This is a genomic window from Craterilacuibacter sinensis (assembly GCF_009831765.1).
GTDB classification, from domain to species: domain Bacteria; phylum Pseudomonadota; class Gammaproteobacteria; order Burkholderiales; family Chromobacteriaceae; genus Craterilacuibacter; species Craterilacuibacter sinensis.
On record NZ_WSSB01000007.1, the window covers coordinates 1 to 17,175 of the forward strand.

The 17,175-nt window shown below is 57.3% G+C and carries 16 protein-coding genes; 10 read left to right on the forward strand and 6 right to left on the reverse strand.

Annotated elements, in window-relative coordinates:
* Positions 1 to 123 precede the first annotated feature (123 nt).
* Both GQF02_RS08650 and GQF02_RS08655 read right to left on the reverse strand, forming a co-directional pair.
* Positions 124 to 975 carry a DsbA family protein gene (locus GQF02_RS08650; protein WP_160796422.1) on the reverse strand — a complete coding sequence of 284 codons (852 nt, stop codon included), beginning with the start codon at positions 973 to 975 and terminating at the stop codon, positions 124 to 126.
* Positions 976 to 1,049: 74 nt separating this feature from the next.
* The gene (locus tag GQF02_RS08655; protein WP_160796424.1) at positions 1,050 to 1,940 is read right to left on the reverse strand and encodes an MBL fold metallo-hydrolase; all 891 of its coding nucleotides are present in this window, start codon (positions 1,938 to 1,940) and stop codon (positions 1,050 to 1,052) included.
* A 101-nt stretch (positions 1,941 to 2,041) separates the two neighbouring features.
* Between GQF02_RS08655 and GQF02_RS08660 the strand changes: the two genes are divergently transcribed.
* A complete protein-coding gene (locus GQF02_RS08660) occupies positions 2,042 to 2,950 on the forward strand; it encodes a LysR family transcriptional regulator (RefSeq protein ID WP_160796426.1) in 909 nt (302 codons plus the stop codon).
* Positions 2,951 to 3,213: 263 nt separating this feature from the next.
* Positions 3,214 to 3,669 carry a ferritin-like domain-containing protein gene (locus GQF02_RS08665; RefSeq protein ID WP_160796428.1) on the forward strand — a complete coding sequence of 152 codons (456 nt, stop codon included), beginning with the start codon at positions 3,214 to 3,216 and terminating at the stop codon, positions 3,667 to 3,669.
* Between the two features lie 302 nt (positions 3,670 to 3,971).
* On the opposite strand, the gene norR is transcribed toward GQF02_RS08665, so the two are convergent.
* Positions 3,972 to 5,504 carry a nitric oxide reductase transcriptional regulator NorR gene (gene norR, locus GQF02_RS08670; RefSeq protein ID WP_160796430.1) on the reverse strand — a complete coding sequence of 511 codons (1,533 nt, stop codon included), beginning with the start codon at positions 5,502 to 5,504 and terminating at the stop codon, positions 3,972 to 3,974.
* A gap of 170 nt (positions 5,505 to 5,674) precedes the next feature.
* Between norR and norV the strand changes: the two genes are divergently transcribed.
* The 4 genes from norV (at position 5,675) to GQF02_RS08690 (ending at position 9,521) form a co-directional block, all read left to right on the forward strand.
* Entirely contained in the window at positions 5,675 to 7,153 is a 1,479-nt protein-coding gene (norV, locus tag GQF02_RS08675; RefSeq protein WP_160796432.1) for an anaerobic nitric oxide reductase flavorubredoxin, read from the forward strand.
* Positions 7,150 to 8,340 carry an NADH:flavorubredoxin reductase NorW gene (norW, locus tag GQF02_RS08680; protein ID WP_160796434.1) on the forward strand — a complete coding sequence of 397 codons (1,191 nt, stop codon included), beginning with the start codon at positions 7,150 to 7,152 and terminating at the stop codon, positions 8,338 to 8,340. Before norV ends, norW begins: the two co-directional genes overlap by 4 nt.
* 69 nt (positions 8,341 to 8,409) lie before the next feature.
* Positions 8,410 to 8,754, forward strand: a complete 345-nt coding sequence (locus tag GQF02_RS08685) for a DUF1971 domain-containing protein (RefSeq protein WP_160796435.1) — start codon at positions 8,410 to 8,412, stop codon at positions 8,752 to 8,754.
* Positions 8,755 to 8,924: 170 nt separating this feature from the next.
* Positions 8,925 to 9,521, forward strand: coding sequence for a class I SAM-dependent methyltransferase (locus GQF02_RS08690; RefSeq protein WP_160796436.1), 597 nt, complete (start codon positions 8,925 to 8,927; stop codon positions 9,519 to 9,521).
* A gap of 450 nt (positions 9,522 to 9,971) precedes the next feature.
* On the opposite strand, the gene GQF02_RS08695 is transcribed toward GQF02_RS08690, so the two are convergent.
* Positions 9,972 to 10,970: an isopenicillin N synthase family dioxygenase gene (locus GQF02_RS08695; RefSeq protein ID WP_160796437.1), complete on the reverse strand. Its 999-nt coding sequence runs from the start codon at positions 10,968 to 10,970 to the stop codon at positions 9,972 to 9,974.
* A 531-nt stretch (positions 10,971 to 11,501) separates the two neighbouring features.
* Here GQF02_RS08695 and GQF02_RS08700 point away from each other — a divergent pair.
* Positions 11,502 to 12,536 (forward strand): ABC transporter substrate-binding protein, encoded by a 1,035-nt coding sequence (locus GQF02_RS08700; RefSeq protein ID WP_160796438.1) that lies wholly within the window; start codon positions 11,502 to 11,504, stop codon positions 12,534 to 12,536.
* Positions 12,533 to 13,048: a nucleoside deaminase gene (locus GQF02_RS08705; protein ID WP_160796439.1), complete on the forward strand. Its 516-nt coding sequence runs from the start codon at positions 12,533 to 12,535 to the stop codon at positions 13,046 to 13,048. Before GQF02_RS08700 ends, GQF02_RS08705 begins: the two co-directional genes overlap by 4 nt.
* 14 nt (positions 13,049 to 13,062) lie before the next feature.
* On the opposite strand, the gene GQF02_RS16205 is transcribed toward GQF02_RS08705, so the two are convergent.
* Positions 13,063 to 13,233 carry an IS66 family transposase gene (locus tag GQF02_RS16205; protein ID WP_160796660.1) on the reverse strand — a complete coding sequence of 57 codons (171 nt, stop codon included), beginning with the start codon at positions 13,231 to 13,233 and terminating at the stop codon, positions 13,063 to 13,065.
* Positions 13,226 to 13,831: a response regulator transcription factor gene (locus GQF02_RS15830; RefSeq protein WP_235930123.1), complete on the reverse strand. Its 606-nt coding sequence runs from the start codon at positions 13,829 to 13,831 to the stop codon at positions 13,226 to 13,228. Before GQF02_RS15830 ends, GQF02_RS16205 begins: the two co-directional genes overlap by 8 nt.
* A 383-nt stretch (positions 13,832 to 14,214) precedes the next feature.
* On the opposite strand from GQF02_RS15830, the gene urtA reads away from it, so the two are divergent.
* Positions 14,215 to 15,486, forward strand: coding sequence for an urea ABC transporter substrate-binding protein (gene urtA, locus GQF02_RS08720; RefSeq protein ID WP_160796440.1), 1,272 nt, complete (start codon positions 14,215 to 14,217; stop codon positions 15,484 to 15,486).
* 123 nt (positions 15,487 to 15,609) lie between these two features.
* Positions 15,610 to 17,172 carry an urea ABC transporter permease subunit UrtB gene (urtB, locus tag GQF02_RS08725; RefSeq protein ID WP_220789399.1) on the forward strand — a complete coding sequence of 521 codons (1,563 nt, stop codon included), beginning with the start codon at positions 15,610 to 15,612 and terminating at the stop codon, positions 17,170 to 17,172.
* The last annotated feature ends 3 nt before the right edge of the window (positions 17,173 to 17,175 follow it).

A 17,175-nucleotide genomic window follows, 5' to 3' on the forward strand; every position in this document is an offset into this window, starting at 1 on the left:
CGTGGCACGAGCAAGTGAAACTCGCCAGACGTGGTAATCGCGGTGCTCTTGATGCTCACTCCCGATTCCTCACCGGGGACGCAAGCATCGCAGATAACCGTACCTAGACAAAGGGTTTGCCTGTTACGCAAACCCGCCGTTGCAGCTAGATGGGTTGGTACACATCATGCTGACCGCACCCGCACCCGCACCCGCACCCGCACCCGCACCCGCACTGTCGGAAGTTTCTCGGCGTATACGTTGGGATGATCTGGACTGAAGCGCTGCTTCACGCGTAGCAGTCTCTTCAAGCGTGACGCGTGACGGATCAACAGCCTCGCCTTCGGCCGGTATGGTTGCGGGGTGGATCTGGCTGCTTAGCCAGGCCCGAAAATCTTGCGCACGCCCCAGATAGTTTTCAATATCAAGGATTTTGAAAACGCGCCCTGTTTCGAGCACGAAGCTGGGGAAGCCCTTAGCGCCGACCTGAGCCATGAAAGCCCGGGTCTGCTGGATATGCGCCTGAACCGCCTGGTCCGATTGGCGATTCAGTATTGCTGAAAAAACAGCGGAATCCAGACCTATGCTGGTGGCCACTTCGATCAGAACCCTGCGATCTGCTATCCGGCGCCCTTCAACATAGTGCGCGATCTGTAACTGGACGAGCATGTCCAGCCCACGCCCGGCTAGCGCTTCAGCTGCCAGCATGGCTGCAGTCGGCGGTTCTGAGTCGAACACAGCCTCGGTGTCATGCAGCAACCCATCGAGGTAGTCTTTACCGAAGGGCTGTCCGCTCAGTCGGGCAATCTGTGCATCATGCGGTTTGACGAACTCGCGCAGTTGCGAGGTGACAGGTTGGCGGCGCGTGCCGGTCATCATGCCGCCGCCATGAGGGATTACGCGAAGCACTTCGCGGGCCGCTTTTACCAGTGGGGCTGCCCCGTAGCACCAGCCACACAAGGGGTCATAAAGGTAATGCAGCGTTGTTGTAGTCATGATAAGGGATCTGATTCATAGTTTTGGAGGGTGAAGCACCCGAGTCGCCTCGGTGTGTGGGAGTTTTCAGTGGATTACCACTGCATTTCACCCTTGGCGACCTTGGCGCCGATGTCCAGAGCCAGCCCCAAGCCGGCTTGCGGATAAGCCTTCTTCATGGCTTCGATCAGCTCGGCACCATTCTTGGCCTTGGCAGCTTCTGCATCAAAGCGCTGCAGATAATCGCGGGTATAACGGATGGCGCTCACGTCCAGTACGGTGCCGGCGGCCATGTGGCCCGGCACGACGGTGGTGGGTTTCAGCGCTTCGATCTCGTCGAGTTGGGCGAACCAAGCCTTACGTTCGCTAGCCTTCTGGGTGTCGGCAGTCCACACATGGATATTGCCAAAAATCGCGATGTTGCCGGCTATGGTCTTGATCGACGGAATCCACACATAGGGGCGATGGGCCAGCTCACCCGTAGTGCCGCGCACTTCGATGGTCTCGCCATCCACACTCAGGCTAGAGCCCTGTAGCAGTTCCGGTGCTATCGGTTTCTGCGGTGCATTGGCACCCATCTTGGGCGCCCAGAAAGCCACTTTGCCAGCCAGCTTGGCTTCGATCTTCTCGCGCACAGCTGGAGTGGTCAGCACCTGGGCATTTGGAAAATAGGCCTTCAACACTTCGGCTCCGAAATAGAAATCCGGATCGGCGTTGCTGATGAAGATAGTCTTCAGCGTCTTGCCGCTGTCTAGCACGTTGGCAGCCACGCGCAGGGCATCGGCGCGGGTGAAGCCGCTGTCGATCACGAGGGCTTCGGTCTTGCCGCTGACTACCACGGCATTGACATGGAAGCTGTTACCGTCGGCGTTATAGACTTTCACGGAGAGCGGGGCAGGCGTCTGCGCATGCGCACTGGTGGAGGCAACAACGCCCATAGTGAGGGCTGGGAAAATGAAGCGGAAGATTTTGCCGGGGTGGAACATGTGGGTCTCCTTGGGTGGTTTTGCTGTGAACGAACTATATTTTTTGCGAAGCAGTTGATAAAGTGCGTTTCAATTGAATATTTATTGCGCAAATCGATAAAATGGATCGACTGACAGCGGTGCGTGTATTCGTGGAAGTAGCCGACTGCGGCAGCCTCACCCAAGCCGCCGAGCATCTGGAGATGTCGGTGGCGATGGTCAGTCGCTATCTCGCAGCGGCGGAGGATTGGTTTGATGCCCGCCTGTTGCACCGGACCACGCGTAAGCTAAGCCTCACCGATGCTGGTTTCTCCGTCTTGTCTGTATGCCGGCAACTGCTTGAACTTGCGGATGAGGCGCAGTACCTCGCCGCCGAACGCAGCCGAGAGCCGAGTGGCGTGTTGCGTGTCACCAGTTCAGGCTCTTTTGCGGATGCCCAGCTTACGGCAGCGCTAGTCGATTTCCAGCGCCAATATGAGCAAGTGGAAATCGTGCTGTCGGTCGGCGACAAGGCGGCCGATCTGGTGGGTGAGCGGGTCGATCTGGCTGTGCGCATCACCAACACTCTAGACCCGGTGATGATCACGCGGCCACTGGCGCGCTGCCGCTCGATGCTATGCGCCTCGCCGAACTACCTGGAAAGACACGGTGTGCCGCGCGTGGCAGAGGACTTGCGCCAGCATCGCTGCATTGCCCATGCCTTTGGAATAGGCAAGCAATACCGTTTCGCGTATGGTGGCGAGACACTTTCCGTGCCGGTTGACTGGTGCTTCCACACCAACGAAACCTCCGTACTGCGGCGAGCCGTGCTCTCCGGCGCGGGCGTCGGCATGTTGCCGACCTACTACCTGGGCGATGAACTGCGCTCAGGCCGCTTGGTGCAACTGCTGCCGGATCATGAGCCCGATGTGCTGGGCATTCATGCGATTTACCTCTCACGACAGCACCAGCCGCTGGCCTTGCGCCTGTTAGTGGATTTTTTGGTTGCGCGTTTCGCTGGCGAGCCCGCGCCTTGGGATCAAATTCCTTAGCAGGGGAGGGAATGGCTCGTCTCGGATCGCACGCGTACCCTGCGCGGTTGCCATTTCAGAGCCGGAGCGGCACGAACTACGTTGCAAGGGCAGCCAAGCCTCACAGCTACTTAAGGTCGCTAATAAATAGCTCCGTCGGGGCGTAGGCAGGTCAGGGGAAATGCATCTTTTGTACAATGGATGGAGCTCAAATGGAAAAATGCGAAAAAAATCATCTGCATTAGGCTATCTTTGGAAAATGCTCTTCTTGAAAAGGTATTGCCATGGATGAAAACGCTACCAAAGCGGCCATCGACGCGCTGAACCGCATCATGGAGTTGGAGTTGGCTGGAGTGGTGAAGTACACCCATTACTCCCTCATGGTGTACGGATATAACCGTATCCCAATTGTGTCGTGGTTGAAAGACAATGCTGAGGAGGGGTTGGATCACGCCCACAAGGCGGGCGAGTTGGTTACGCTGCTGGGTGGGCACCCTTCGCTCAAGATTGCGTCTTTGCTGGAGACGCAGAAGCACGATATTGGAGATATCCTGCGAGAAAGCCTAGAGCATGAAAAGATGACGCTGGCGGCGTACTACGACTTGCTGAAGATAGCTGAGGGACATTCTGTGTTACTCGAAGAGTACGCGCGCGAGATGATCTTGGCCGAGGAACTACATCAGGATGAGGTCAACAAGATGTTGCGCCACCCAGGTGACACCGCTGCGTTCAAGGGATGAACTTGGTTAATGTGGGGAGCTGGCGGGTTCAGGGGGCGATGTTCCTAGAACCAATGTCGCTGTAGATTTCTCTGACCCCATCCCTGCTGATCCAGCAAAAGGTCGAATTTCCGCGAGGGGTTCGACCTTTTTCTTTTCGGCTTGCTGTTTGCACTGCTAGCCAGTGTTCAAGCGTGTCCGACCTGCTGTGGGTGGGGGGCTGGTTAGTCATATTTCTCGTAGCTACAGGCTAGCGCTTTACCTTGGCAGTGCTGCCTGAGGGATGTGTCCGCTATTTCTACAGCGATCCTAGCTGTCGGGTCTTAGGGTTTGAGGCCGAGACGCTTGGCGAGTCGGTGCAGGTTGCCGCTGTTCATATCCAGTAAGCGGGCGGTAGCCGCCCAGTTATCGTTTTGAGTGGCCAAAGTCTGCTCGATCAGTTTGAACTGGAAGGCGTCGGTGGCGGCACGAAGCCCCATGCCGTTGGTCAGCGATGGTGCTATCGGCTCGCTTGGCGTGCTGCTGGATGTTTCCTCTTGGTTGACGGTCGCCAGATTGAAGTGGTGGCACTCAAGGGTGGGGCTCTGACTGCCCTGCTCGGCTCTGGCCAGCACTACAGCCCGGTGGATAGCGTGTTCCAGCTCCCGCACATTGCCCGGCCAGTTGTAGCGACCGAGCAGTTGCAAGGCCTGAGGCTGGATGCGCAGCCGCTCCAGCCCCATATTGACGCGGCAATGTTCACAAAAATAACCGGCCAGCAGGGGGATGTCATCAGGCCGCTCCCGCAGCGTGGGAGCGTAGATAGGGAACACGCTTAGCCGGTGGTAGAGGTCGGCCCTGAACTGCCCTTTGATCACGGCCTGTTTTAGATCTCGGTTGGTGGCGGCTAGGATACGCACGTTCACCTTGAGCGGCGTGTCGTCGCCGATCCTTTGCAGATCGCCGTACTGTAGTACCCGCAGCAGCTTGGCCTGTAGTGGCAGTGACAGTTCGCCGATCTCGTCCAGGAACAGAGTGCCCTTGTCGGCTAGCTCAAACTTGCCCGCCCGGTTGTTGATGGCACCGGTGAAGGCACCCTTTACATGGCCAAACAGTTCGCTCTCCGCCACTGATTCTGGCAGGGCTGCGCAATTGAGATAGACCAGCGGTTGGCTGGCGCGGGGTGAGCCCTGATGCACTGCTTTGGCGATCAGTTCTTTGCCGACCCCCGTCTCCCCCAGAATCAGTACGTTGAGCTCGGAGTTGGCGACCACAGCTATCTCGTGACGCAGTTGGGTCATGGCGGGAGAGCGTCCGATCATCTCCGGCTGACTGTGGTCGGTATGCGGCGCAGGGGAGAGGGGCTCGCTGCTCTGGCGGGCGAGGCGCTCCAGCAGTAGTGCATTGCTGAGGGCGGCAGCGGCCAGAGCACCCACCAGTCGCAACTCCTCGTCACTGATGCCGTCGAACTGGGTCGGGTTCATTCCGTCTATGGTCAGTGCGCCGATCAGTGCCTGATCCGAGAAAAGCGGCAGGCCGACGCAGGCGTGCACCTTGAGATCGCCATGATTCGGGATCAGACCGTCATAGGGGTCGGGCAGGTTGCTGTCGGAAGGGAAGCGTACTACGTCGCCAGCGCGAGCGATGGCCTCCATGCGCGGGTGATCTGCCAGGGTAAAGCGGCGGCCCAGTACATCTTGCATCAGGCCATCGATGGCCAGCGGGATGAACTGCCCCCCTTCGTAGCGCAGTAGAGCCGAGGCATCAGAGTACAGCAGGCTGCGCACACTCTGGATCAGACGGTGGAACCTGTCCTGATGAGAGATGCCAAGTTGCAAGTCGAGGGCGATGCGCGCCAGGCTGTCGATAGAAATCACAAAAGTTGTCCAAATGACTTCATCTTTGTCTTTATGATCATGGATGACTTTGTCTAAATGACACCATTCATAATAAATATTTAATTAAATCAATCATTTACAAGATGGCACGCTGTTTGCTCTAGTTTGTTCTGTCGAATATTAACTATTGCATTAAAAGGATCAGCTTGATGACCATTCACGTCAAAAACAACATTCACTGGGTCGGTCAACGGGATTGGGAAGTCCGCGACTTTCACGGTACCGAGTACAAAACCCTTAAGGGCACCAGTTACAACAGCTACCTCATCCGCGAAGGGAAGAATGTGCTGATTGATACGGTGGATCACAAGTTCAGTCGCGAGTTCGTGCAGAACCTGGCGGCAGTGATCGATCTGGCCAGCATCGACTACGTGGTGATCAACCATGCCGAGGAGGATCATGCCGGTGCGCTGTCCGAATTGATGGCTCGCATTCCGGGTACCCCCATCTACTGCACCCACAACGCCATCGATTCCATCACCGGCCACCATCATCATCCAGAGTGGAATTTCCATCCAGTCAAGACTGGCGACAGCCTGGATATCGGCAATGGCAAGCAGTTGGTGTTTATCGAGACCCCAATGCTGCACTGGCCTGACAGCATGATGACCTATATGACCGGTGATGCGGTGCTCTTCTCTAACGATGCATTCGGCCAGCACTATTGCGACGAACACCTGTTCAACGACGAGGTGGATCAGACCGAGTTGATGGAGCAGTGTCAGCGTTACTACGCCAACATACTCACCCCCTTCAGTCCGCTGGTGACCGCCAAGATCAAAGAGGTGCTGGGCTTCAACCTGCCGGTGAGTATGGTGGCGACTTCTCATGGCGTAGTCTGGCGTGATGATCCTACCCAGATCATTCTCAAATATCTGGAGTGGGCAGACCAGTATCAGGAGGATCGCATCACTCTGTTTTACGACTCCATGTCCAACAACACACGCATGATGGCCGATGCCATTGCCCAAGGGATCCACGAAGTAGATCCTAGTGTAGCTGTGAAGATATACAACGTGTCCCGACACGACAAGAACGAGATTCTGACTCAGGTGTTCCGCTCCAAGGGCATTCTGGTGGGGTCCTCCACCATGAACAATGTGATGATGCCCAAGGTGGCAGGCATGCTTGAAGAAATTACCGGCCTACGGTTTCGCAACAAGCGTGCTGCCGCCTTTGGCAGTTATGGCTGGACAGGCGGCGCGGTGGATCGGATCCAGACTCGGCTGATGGATGCCGGATTTGATATCAGTTTTCCACTCAAGACCAAGTGGCGGCCGGATGGTTCGGCGCTGGCTGAATGCCGCGAGCACGGTCGTCAGATTGCCCGCCAGTGGGCACTGCAACCGCTGGCCGTACCTCGGTCTAACACCACGCATGCGACAGCCGTGACAACGGCAACTGTGATTGCGACACCGATTGCCACAAACGATGCCATTGCCATGAATAATGATCGGGGCATGCTTTGCACCGTTTGCCAGTGGATCTACGACCCTGCGCTTGGCGAGCCGGATCAGTTGGTTGCACCTGAAACCCCTTGGGCCGCGGTGCCGGAGAGCTTCCTCTGTCCAGGTTGCGGTATTGGAAAAGAGGTATTCGAGCCCTGTACAGTGGGAAACCGAAAATGAGTAACACAGATATCTACGATGCCCCTCACTATTCGGGGGCAGGCGAGGAAATTGTGGTGATCGGCAGTGGCTTCGCCGCTCAGCAACTCATCAAGAGCCTGCGCAAGCTGGATGCTGGGCAACCTATACGTCTCATCACGGCCGATAGTGGTGATGAGTACAACAAGCCAGACTTGAGCCATGTGGTGAGCCGAGGAAGCAAAGCCGCCTCCATGATGCGCCTGAGCGGTGCCGAATTTGCCGAGCAGCAACGCATAATGCTGGTGCCTCACTCTCCTGTTCTGGGTATAGATCGCCAGCGACGCACTGTGCTGACCGCTCAGGGGGAGTTTACCTATGGTCAGCTGGTGCTGGCGACCGGTGCCAGAGCTGTGCGTCCTGCCATCCCAGGAGGAGAACAGCTGGTGACACTCAACAGCTTGGAGGAGTTTGCTGCCGCCGAGGAGAGGCTCCAGTGCGCCCGTCGCATCATGGTACTGGGGGCGGGTCTCATTGGGTGCGAACTGGCGATGGACATGGCCAGTAGCGAGCGTCAGATCACCCTCGTTGATCAGGCCACCAGCCCGCTCAGCGCCCTGCTGCCTGCAATGCTGAGCCAGCCGCTGCAGCAGGCGTTGCAGGCTCAGGGGGTGAAGCTACAGCTTGGTTTGGGAATCCGAGAAATAGCCGCGTTCGATCCGGAGCAGCCTGACGCAGGCTTGCGGGTGATCCTTAGTGATGGGGCTCAAAGCGAGCAGGATCTGGTGATTGCTGCCATCGGTCTGCGGCCCAATCTGGAGCTGGCTCAAACAACCGGATTGATGGTGGGGCAGGGTATTCAGGTTGATGCCTGGTTACGCAGCTCGGACCCGCACATCTATGCTTTAGGAGATTGTGCCGAGTGGCAGGGGCAGTTGCTTCCCTTTCTGCAACCTATCCTGCTTGGAGCCAATGCCCTGGCCAAAACCCTGCTCGGCTCACCCACAGCGCTGACCCTGCCGCCTATGCTGGTGAAGGTAAAGACACCTCACTATCCGCTACAACTGGCAGGCCGCACCCAGGGCGAGGATCTGGCCTGGCAGTGCCGCTGGAACCGCCAGGGTATGGTGGCAGAGGCAGTGGGGGAGAGTGGCGAGTTATGTGGCTTTGTAGTGGGAGGCGATCAGATGGGGGCTGCGTTCCCGCTGCTGTGCCAACTGCCGCGTTAAAGGCGGCACATCGAAATAATATTTGTACTTGGGCAATAGGCTCGAGCATCACACCAAGAGGTTAAATATATGTCCCTACACTCAATTCCAGCTCACTGGGTCGTGCGCCGTTCTACACCTTTCTTTACTCGCGAGACTGTGCCTCAAGCCTTGCTCAGCCATCACAATACGGCGGCAGGCGTGTTTGGCCAGCTCTGCGTGATGGAGGGTACGGTCACTTACTATGGTTTTGCCAACGAACAAGCTGAAGAGCCAGAGGTTACTTTGGTGATTCATGCCGGCCAGTTTGCCACCAGTCCACCACAATACTGGCATCGAGTCGAATTATCCGAAGATGCGCGATTCAATATTCACTTCTGGGCCGAACAGGCACAATCAGATCAGCCCCTATACCACAGCCGTAAGAATCAATGAAAACGCGACTGAGCCAGAATTGGTTTTCGTGATCCATGTCGGCCAATTTGCCACCAGTAAGCCGCAATATTGGCCGGCATCGAGTTAACTAATGACAATAAATCCAATGTCACTATGATCGCCTCGCGGAGGTACGGTCAATATATATATTTATTAACAGGTAATTATTTATGACTCACGCAGCCACTATCAGTTTTTCCGAGCCAGAACGTTTAAGCTTGATTTTTGATGCGCCTGATCGGCAGGAATGGCAAAACACATCACGTATTCTAGAAGTGTTGGAGCTGAGATCCGACATGATCGTTGCAGACGTTGGCGCAGGAACCGGTTACTTCACCGCGTTATTAGCTGAGCGGTTGCCACAGGGGCACGTTTATGCGATTGATCCCGAGCCTAACATGGTGCGACATATGCAGACACGATTTGCCGATAGCAAAATGGGGGCAATTACGGTCAGCCAAAGCCTACTGACTGATCCCTGCTTGCCAAGCTATTGTGATTTGGTTTTTCTGGCGAACGTCTATAGATTTATCCACGATCGACCTTTGTTTCTGACGCATCTCTATCAGCAAATTTTAACTCAAACAAGAGTGGTATTTGTTGATTTTAAAGGAAGTAATGCACGGGTTTCGCCTGCCCAGGCTGTTGCTGAGGTGGTAGCGGCCGGCTTCACTGTACGAGAGTTAGATGAAAGTAGTTGCCCTGATCATTACATCATGCATTTTTACAAATCAGCCACAGATGAATTGCAACAAAATGCCCGTTGATACTCGACTGGTCGTCGAAGGCGTCGAGGATGCCTCGCAGATGCAGTAAGTTTGCGAAAGTGGTGCTGACATCGTGCAAGGTTACCTAAGAACGCGCTGAACAAATACGATCCTGCGCGGCATCCGCGGTATCGCTGGTGCAATCGATTGTGAACAAGAGATTCCTTGCACGGACGAGCGTATCAGACACTGTCTTTCTTCTTCAGCGAGCCGGGGAATGATCATTTTCCGGCTCTTTGCCATTTCAGGACGCTCCTTGGGCGCTGAGCCCGGGCAGACGCCGCTCGTCGTCATGCAGCAGCGCATAGGCGCTCAGTTGGGCACTCTGCTGCTGGCACCACTGGCAGTAACCGCATCTCCGGTGTCGGCTTTGTTGCCATTCTGATTGCAAGTGGCCCAAGCCCCTGCCCATCCATGATGGATGGGCAGGGGCTTGGGCGGCGCAGCGGTTTAGTTGGCGGTAAAGTTAGCGGCGATGCGCTGCTGCAGATAGTCGCCGGCAGTGATAGGGGGGTACTTGGCGGCTGGCCCCTGGATCACTGCGCTACGGTTGGCTTGGCAGAAGAAGGCGATGCTGTAGCGCGGACCCTGATACTCATGCGCCAGCGGATTGCGTACGCGGTGGAAGTTGGATGGTAACTGGTCGTCGCTCCAACGCATCAGCATGTCGCCGATATTGCAGGTGATAACCTGGCTCGAAGGCGGCACGCTGGTCCAGGCCTGCCCTTCGACCTCCTTACCGGGGCAGACTTGCAGTCCGCCTTGCCCGTCACGCTGGAACAGCAAGGTCAGACTGTCGAAATCGGTGTGCGCGCCGGCTCGCCATAATCCGAGCTGTTCTCTGGATTCGGCGGGGATCGCGTAGTAATGCAGCAGCCGCAAGGTACTTTGGTAGTCATCTGCTGCCGGGTCGTGGGCGCGGGTGAAAAAGTCGCGTTCGAAACCGAGTCGATCCGCAAAGCACGAGAGCACCTGCATACCCACTTTCCAGCATTGGCGTTCGAAGTCCAGCATCGCGGCCTGAAATCCAGGTAGTTCAAACTCGCTCGGCCACTGTGCATCCATCTGCGGTAGGGTGATCTGGTAGGACTCTTTCTGGTCTGGCGTGCCAGTCGAGGGACGTACTTGAGCCAGACTCTCCCAGCCGGCATTTTGCCCCTTGTGCAGCGGATACTGTGCCTTGACACTGGCTGGCAGGGCGAAGAAACGCTCGGCATCGATAAAGGCCGCGCGAACCCGATCCAGTTCGATGTCGTGATTCACCAGTTGGAAGAAGCCGACTTCCTGTGAAGCCCGCCACAGTTGATCGGTGATTTCGGCGCGGCGATGCTCAAAGTCAGACAGGTCTATGCGGCGGATTTCACGGTGGACAGCGTCTGTTCCTGGTGCCCCCATGCGTGACTCCAGTCTCAGTTCATCAAGGGTGTAGGTGTGGTTACGGTCATTCATGTCGTGCTCCTATAGGCTTTTCAGGCGATATTGGGATGGATGCACGCAGGCCGTTTTGTGAGTGAGTAGACCCGTCGGCATCGCATCGCCTCTTGAAGAAAATCCGGTTGCGTTGCATGCACCGGCTTCAAGAGCAATTTCCGACCGGCAGCGCCTTGGCCGGCGCAGCGGGTGAACGCTTCTACTCTCGCTATTTGCTAAGCAAGGGGTGTGCCATGGGTTTGGGGGCGTGGGCAGCGGAATACAGCTCTGGTGCCCATGCGTGTTCGCTTATGCACCAAATAGGTTTCAAGTGATGGCCACCCTGCACCAGACGCTAGCCCTTTGCGGCGGCCGACGTGAAGAGATGTGCCATTTACCGTGGTTTCTGCTTAAGGATGGAGCTGCAAGGCATCTGGCACGTATTCTGCTTGGATGGAGGCAAGAGTAGAAGCGTTCAGCGAGCCGGTTTTTCCGGCCGCCCGGAAATTGCTCTTGTGACCCGGCTGTCGAGACAGCCGCTTTTACAAGTCTATGACTGGAGCGTCCATTATGAATCGTCGACATTTTCTTGCAGCCATTCCCGCACTTGCCGCTGTTGTTAGCCTGCCTGGACTCGCACGCGCCCAGAGCGCTGTCGGGTTGATGCCCTTGCGGTTTTCACTGGATTACCGGGTGACCAGCCAAACCTCACCATTCTTTCTTGCGCAAAGTAAGGGCTATTACCGCGATGAGGGACTGGATGTGACCATCGACGTCGGTGCGGGCTCCGTGGCATCTATCACTCGTGTGGCCACGGGTGCCTACGATCTGGCGCTAGGCGATTTGTCCTCGCTGATCGAATTTCAGGCAAAAAACCCCAACAGTAATGCGGTCAAGGCGGTTTACCAATATTACAACCGTGCGCCTTTTGCGATTATTGGCCGTAAAGACCGGGGCGTGACTCAGGATTTTGCCAGTCTGGCGGGCAAGAAAGTGGCGGGTGCCGCTGTCGAGTCGACACGCCGGATGTGGCCGCTTGTGGCGAGCCACTTGCGGCTTGATCCTGACCTGTTCGAGTGGGTGACCACCGATTTTGCTGTTCGCGACAACGTACTGTTGCGCGGAGATGTCGACGCGGCAACCTACTTTCACGATTCTGCCGCATCGCTGTTCGCCCGCATGCCCCAGAAGGAATTCTCGGTGCTCAGGTATAACGATACCGGACTCGACCTCTACGGTAATGCCATCTTGGCAAGCCAATCGTTGATTTCCAAACGCCCTCAGGTCGTGGCGGCTTTCTTGCGGGCGACCAACCGTGCATTGCGCGAAACGATCAGCGATGTCTCGCCGGCCCTGGCTGCGATCAGTGCGCGCGATCCCATTATTAACGTCGAGATGGAGCGGGCGCGCTGGCAGATTGCCCGTGGCTATATTGCTGCCGCAGACACTCGGGCAGACGGGCTTGGCAATGTACGCAGGGATCTGGTCGAACGGCAAGTTGCCGCTGTGAGTACAACCTTCAAACTGGATCGTCCCCCCAAGGTCAAAGACCTGTTCGATCTCTCCATGTTGCCGACAGTCGCCGAGCGCAAGGTGCGGATATGAGTCGCGCACCGGTACAGGAGTCGTCTGTCGAAGGTGGGCTGGATGCATGCGACGTAAGGCATTTACGCCGCGCCATAGCCCTGGCTGATGAAGGCCGGGCGCGTGGTAACCGGCCGTTTGGGGCGTTGGTGGTCGGCGGCGATGAGGAGGTCTTGGCTGAGGCCTTCTGTAATACGAGCGAAACGGGTGATTGCACCTGCCATGCTGAAATCAATGCTGTGCGTATGGTTTCAGCCAGATATAGTCGACAGCAACTGGCTGCCGCGACGCTTTATTCCTCTGCCGAGCCCTGTGTGATGTGCGCCGGGGCGATTTTTTGGTCCAATATCGGCCGAGTAGTCTACGGGATCGACGCCGTCAGCCTGCGGGTGTTTCGTGGTGAACGATTGGATCAGCGGGATGCCGAGCTATCTTGTCGCGACGTTTTTGAGGCTTCGCCAAGCGACATTGTCTGCGTGGGGCCGGCGCTGGTCGAGGAGGCCCGGCATTCGCATTTGGCTGCCTGGAAATAGTGGGGAGGGGTGGCTCATGGGCAGTAAGGGATTAGCCACCCCACCTTGCCAATGGCAAGAGGGCTGATAGCGTTCTCCGCCGGATTGTTGTCAATTTGAAAATGGCCACTGGTGGCGTAGCTGCAGTATGGGTGTTGGCTTCTCTCAGGAGAGATTGTCGCCCGATGTGCGGACTGACTACCCAGTTTTTAAGGCCAATGCCGCCGCCGCGGTACGCGTTTCGACATTCAACTTACCGAAAATATGTTCCAAGTGCTTGTTGATTGTGCGCGGACTCACGCCGAGGATGTCGGCGATATCGCGGTTGGTTTTGCCGAAGCTAAGCCAGTGCAGGACTTCGGCTTCTCGCCGGGTTAGGGCATAACGCTGCATCAGTGTCGCGATTACTGAGTCCCGATTGACGGGGGACTCTCTGCTATTCGGATGCGCTGGCGGCAGTCCTGCTGGGCTTGGGCCGAAAAGTGTGTCTGGCGGGTCGCATGCCTCCAGTAGCGCATTGGCTGAGTAAATCCAGTTATTTAATAGCTGCCGTACTGCATGTTCATCGGCTTGTTGCAGCACGATCTGGGGGGGGGCTTCCGGCATAGGCTGTCTTTTTGTGCGGCTGACATCGGTGTTCATGCCTGACAATACATGCCCGCTGCTAGAGGCTGTTCTTAACTGCGCTATCGGCAGTGATGGCTGGGCAGCGCTATGTGTCCGTTTTCTGGCGACCTCCAATATCTCGTGTAGCAGAGCCTGAGTCTCTGTTAACTCAATGAAAAACACGACGGGTACCTTCATCTGACATGCCTTCCATGTGTTGTGGCGCTGTGCGCCATCATTGAGCCTGCTGCAAGCAAGTCGTATCACAGTTTTTCCTGTTCGCTTGCATGCCTGGCTGCACCGCTTGCGGCTGGGTGTATACAGGTGCTGCATTACGTTCCCTGATGGAGGACTGCCCTGTTCCGGGTGTGTGTCACTGTTTTTCTGTCTGCATGGGCTTCTTGCTCCTGCTGTTATTTAGCAAAAAGCATGCCCGGTAATGGCTGTGCCAGCAGGGCAACAGCCTGTAGCTGTCTGCCAAGTGGTGCTTATGCGTTATTCGACGTATTCCTGATGTGGCACAGAGCCCCTAGTCTGATCTTGCATTGCAACAATTTTGCACGCCAACCAGGGAGGCATTCATGTCTACACGCCGTCAGTTTCTCCAGCAGTCTGTTATCGCCGCTTCGCTTTTCGCCTGCGGGGCATCCAGCGCATTTGCCGCCACCGATACGATCAAGGTCGGCATCCTGCATTCGCTGTCCGGCACCATGGCAATTTCCGAAACCTCGCTCAAAGACATGGCGCTGTTCACCATCGATCAGATCAATGCCAAGGGCGGGGTGCTGGGCAAGAAACTTGAGCCAGTGGTCGTCGACCCGGCATCCAACTGGCCGTTGTTTGCCGAGAAGGCACGTCAGCTGTTGAGCAAGGACAAGGTGGTGGCGACCTTCGGCTGCTGGACGTCGGTGTCCAGGAAGTCGGTGCTGCCGGTGTTCGAGGAGATGAACGGTCTCTTGTTCTACCCGGTGCAGTATGAGGGGGAGGAGTTGTCGCCTAACGTCTACTACACCGGCGCAGCGCCTAACCAGCAGGCCATTCCCGCCGTCGAGTACCTGATGAGCAAGGATGGCGGCGCTGCCAAGCGCTTTGTCCTGCTGGGGACCGACTACGTCTACCCGCGCACCACCAACAAGATTCTGCGCGCCTTCCTCAAGAGCAAAGGGGTGAAGGATGGCGACATTCTCGAGGTATATACCCCGTTCGGTCACAGTGACTACCAGACCATCGTCGGCAATATCAAGAAGTTCTCTGCCGGCGGCAAGACCGCCGTGGTCTCGACCATCAACGGTGACTCTAATGTGCCGTTCTACAAGGAACTGGGTAACCAGGGGGTGAAGGCGACCGACGTGCCGGTGGTGGCGTTCTCGGTCGGCGAGGAAGAACTCAAGGGGATCGACACCAAGCCGCTGGTCGGGCATCTGGCGGCATGGAACTACTTCATGTCGGTGAAAAATCCGGTCAACAGCCAGTGGGTGAAGGATTACAAGGCGTGGGCGAAGAAGAAAGGCCTGGCCAACGCCGACAAGCTGGTGACCAACGACCCGATGGAGGCGACCTACGTCGGCATCAATATGTGGGCCGACGCAGTGAAAAAGGCTGGTACGACCGAGGTGGATGCGGTCAGAAAAGCGATGGCCGGCATGAGCTTTAAGGCGCCTAGCGGCATGGTGTTGCAGATGGACGCGAAGAACCACCATCTGCACAAGCCGGTGATGATAGGTGAAGTACAGCCTAACGGTCAGTTCTCGGTGGTATGGAAAACACCGGCGCCGGTACGCGCACAGCCATGGAGTCCATACATCCCGGGTAATGCCGGCAAGCCTGATACACCGGTGAAGACCAAGCTGTAAGCCGTCAGGCGGACTTGACAGGGGTTCGGGCCTAGGCTTGAACCTGTTGCAGCGTAGCCGGCAGATGCAAGGCCAGGTGGCGGTGCCATCTGGCTCATCCGGCGCTATCGCATGGAGACTTCAATGTTTAAACGTCTGATTGGCGCCCTTGTCTGGCTCGTCGCGGGGGGCGCTTGGGCGGCGTCGCCCGCCGCACAGTTGGCGACGACCGACGCGACGGCGCGGGCCGAGCTGATTTCGAGCTGGGCAGTGGCGCCAGACGCCACACGTGCGGCGGCACTTGTGGCGCTGGAAAACGGCGAGCTATTTGCCACGCCGGATGGGCGCATCTGGCAGCAAAGCGGCGAGGCCATCACCGAGCTTGCCAGTGGCCGGCCTTCAATCTTGCCGGACGATGCCGAAGCACTGGTGGTCAATAACCGCATCCGTAGCGCGATCGAGGTCTATCGTGCTGCCGGTGCCTTGGGTGATGCCGACCCAGCCGTACGCAGCGGTGCCGTAGTGGCGATTCGCGATGCGGGCAATGCCGCCTTGTTGCCCTTGCTGCAGCAGCGCCAGGCGCTGGAGCGCGATGCGCAGGTGAGCGCGTTGTTATCCGAGGCCGGGGCGCGTCTGGCGCTGGTCAGCGATGACAAGGCTGTGCGGCTGGCGGCGATTGCCACCTTAGGCGAGAGCAAGGATGCGGCAACGCTGGCTTTGCTTGAGCCGCTGACACGGGATACGGACGGGGCAGTCGCGCAGGCGGCCAAAACGGCCTCTGCCGCGATCGAGGCGCGCGAATTCAGCTGGAATCTGGTCGGCAATGCATTCAGTGGCATCAGTCTGGGTTCGGTGCTGTTGCTGGCGGCCTTGGGGTTGGCCATCACTTACGGCTTGCTGGGCGTCATCAATATGGCGCATGGCGAGATGCTGATGCTGGGCGCCTACGCAACCTATGTAGTACAGAACTTGTTTCGTGCTTATCTGCCGGATGCTTTCGACTATTACCTGCTCGCAGCCTTGCCGGTGGCATTTGCGCTGACCTTTGTGGTCGGGATGGCACTCGAGCGACTGGTCATCCGTCATTTGTACGGCCGGCCGCTGGAGACGCTGCTGGCGACCTGGGGCATCAGCCTGATGCTGATGCAGGCCGTGCGGGTCGTCTTTGGCGCGCAGAACGTCGAAGTCGCCAACCCGGGCTGGTTATCCGGTGGCTATATGCTGACGCCGATGCTGACGCTGCCTTACAACCGCATCGCGATCATTGCGTTTGTCGTGCTGGTATTGCTGGTGACCTGGCTGCTGCTTAATCGCACGCGTCTGGGTTTGTTTGTGCGCGCGGTGACGCAGAACCGGCGCATGGCTGATAGCGTAGGCGTTGCTACGGCGCGCGTCGATATGCTGGCTTTCGGGCTGGGCTCTGCCATCGCCGGCCTTGGCGGCGTGGCTCTGTCGCAGATCGGCAATGTCGGGCCCGATCTGGGGCAGGCGTATATCGTCGATTCATTCATGGTGGTGGTGCTGGGCGGGGTGGGGCAACTGGCCGGTACCGTCATCGGAGCCATGGGGCTTGGCATCCTGGCCAAAGTGCTGGAGCCGTCACTGGGCGCCGTGCTTGCCAAGATTCTGATTCTCGCCTTCATCATCCTGTTTATCCAGAAGCGCCCGCAGGGCCTGTTCGCCCTTAAGGGGCGGGTGACCGATTAGGAG

Bases quoted from the DNA above. Each gene is read 5' to 3' on its own strand.
- GQF02_RS08650 (WP_160796422.1), bottom strand. From the start codon at position 975: ATGACTACAACAACGCTGCATTACCTTTATGACCCCTTGTGTGGCTGG.
- GQF02_RS08655 (WP_160796424.1), bottom strand. From the start codon at position 1,940: ATGTTCCACCCCGGCAAAATCTTCCGCTTCATTTTCCCAGCCCTCACT.
- GQF02_RS08660 (WP_160796426.1), top strand. From the start codon at position 2,042: ATGGATCGACTGACAGCGGTGCGTGTATTCGTGGAAGTAGCCGACTGC.
- GQF02_RS08665 (WP_160796428.1), top strand. From the start codon at position 3,214: ATGGATGAAAACGCTACCAAAGCGGCCATCGACGCGCTGAACCGCATC.
- norV (WP_160796432.1), top strand. From the start codon at position 5,675: ATGACCATTCACGTCAAAAACAACATTCACTGGGTCGGTCAACGGGAT.
- norW (WP_160796434.1), top strand. From the start codon at position 7,150: ATGAGTAACACAGATATCTACGATGCCCCTCACTATTCGGGGGCAGGC.
- GQF02_RS08685 (WP_160796435.1), top strand. From the start codon at position 8,410: ATGTCCCTACACTCAATTCCAGCTCACTGGGTCGTGCGCCGTTCTACA.
- GQF02_RS08690 (WP_160796436.1), top strand. From the start codon at position 8,925: ATGACTCACGCAGCCACTATCAGTTTTTCCGAGCCAGAACGTTTAAGC.
- GQF02_RS08695 (WP_160796437.1), bottom strand. From the start codon at position 10,970: ATGAATGACCGTAACCACACCTACACCCTTGATGAACTGAGACTGGAG.
- GQF02_RS08700 (WP_160796438.1), top strand. From the start codon at position 11,502: ATGAATCGTCGACATTTTCTTGCAGCCATTCCCGCACTTGCCGCTGTT.
- GQF02_RS08705 (WP_160796439.1), top strand. From the start codon at position 12,533: ATGAGTCGCGCACCGGTACAGGAGTCGTCTGTCGAAGGTGGGCTGGAT.
- GQF02_RS15830 (WP_235930123.1), bottom strand. From the start codon at position 13,831: ATGAAGGTACCCGTCGTGTTTTTCATTGAGTTAACAGAGACTCAGGCT.
- urtA (WP_160796440.1), top strand. From the start codon at position 14,215: ATGTCTACACGCCGTCAGTTTCTCCAGCAGTCTGTTATCGCCGCTTCG.
- urtB (WP_220789399.1), top strand. From the start codon at position 15,610: ATGTTTAAACGTCTGATTGGCGCCCTTGTCTGGCTCGTCGCGGGGGGC.